Origin of the sequence: Mesorhizobium sp. LNHC229A00, assembly GCF_000502415.1 — a bacterium.
Classification (GTDB): Bacteria; Pseudomonadota; Alphaproteobacteria; order Rhizobiales; family Rhizobiaceae; genus Mesorhizobium.
In genome coordinates, this window is sequence record NZ_AYWQ01000117.1 from 1 (window position 1) to 835 (window position 835).

Annotated in this window: 2 pseudogenes; one reads left to right on the forward strand and one right to left on the reverse strand. The window is 58.1% G+C overall.

The features are described 5' to 3' along the window. Positions 1–217 (reverse strand): annotated as a pseudogene (locus tag X742_RS1000000173635) (ATP-binding protein); the annotation flags it as partial. 370 nt (positions 218–587) lie between these two features. Here X742_RS1000000173635 and X742_RS0139565 point away from each other — a divergent pair. After that, positions 588–835 (forward strand): annotated as a pseudogene (locus X742_RS0139565) (hypothetical protein); the annotation flags it as partial.

Here is an 835-nt window from a genome sequence, read left to right on the forward strand (position 1 = left end):
TCTCTGGCGCATGCCCACATAGCGCTCGAGCGCTGTTCGAAGACGACCTGATCTCGCTGCTGGCGAAGTCAAAGCCGTTGAGATCGCGATAGGCTGGAAAGCTTGCGATCTTGAGCTGATAGGCTGTCGACCTGACCTCGCGTTCCGCCGTCTCGGCCTTGAGCAGTTGCGACAGGATCGGAATGGCGGCTTCAAACGCTGGCGCTCTCTGTTGCGAACAAGAGCTCGGTTTTTGTCAGGCTGATCTCTGTCGGTTTTGTGAGCCATCAGAGCCTACGCAGGCCGGCCATCGATGCTCCTCAGGCTTTGACGCTCACCAATGAACCAAAGGCCAATGTTGGATGAAGTGCCTTGGTCGGTTCTCGACGCATGCCGGTCATTGGTGAACTCGGGGATCGCTGTCGAAGGAACCGGCGCCGAGCGGTCCAGCTTCCGCCTGGCGAGTGATAGCGTCCCAACCTCACGGGCCAGGAAAAGGCATTGGTAATCAGCCGTGCGACCGGCGGCCTAAAACTTAGAGATCCTATGGGGCGAGTCGCACCACCTGATACGGTTCGGCTTGTTGAAGCGGAACAGGAGAAAGGACGATGCCCCAAGAGAATGAAGCAGCAATAGCGGTTGAAGATGCGTCCATTGGCGGCGACGTTTTCGTTTCAGTGGAAATGAGCCGGTCGAAATGGGTGGTTGGTCTCAATACGCGGCTGACCGACAAGATCGCGCTGCACACCATTGCCTGCGGTGACGTGGATGCCCTTTTAGTACTGATTGAAAGGGCGCGGACGAAGCTCGCCGTTGCAGCGACCAGCTCGCCGACCGTGATCGTCTGCTACGAGGC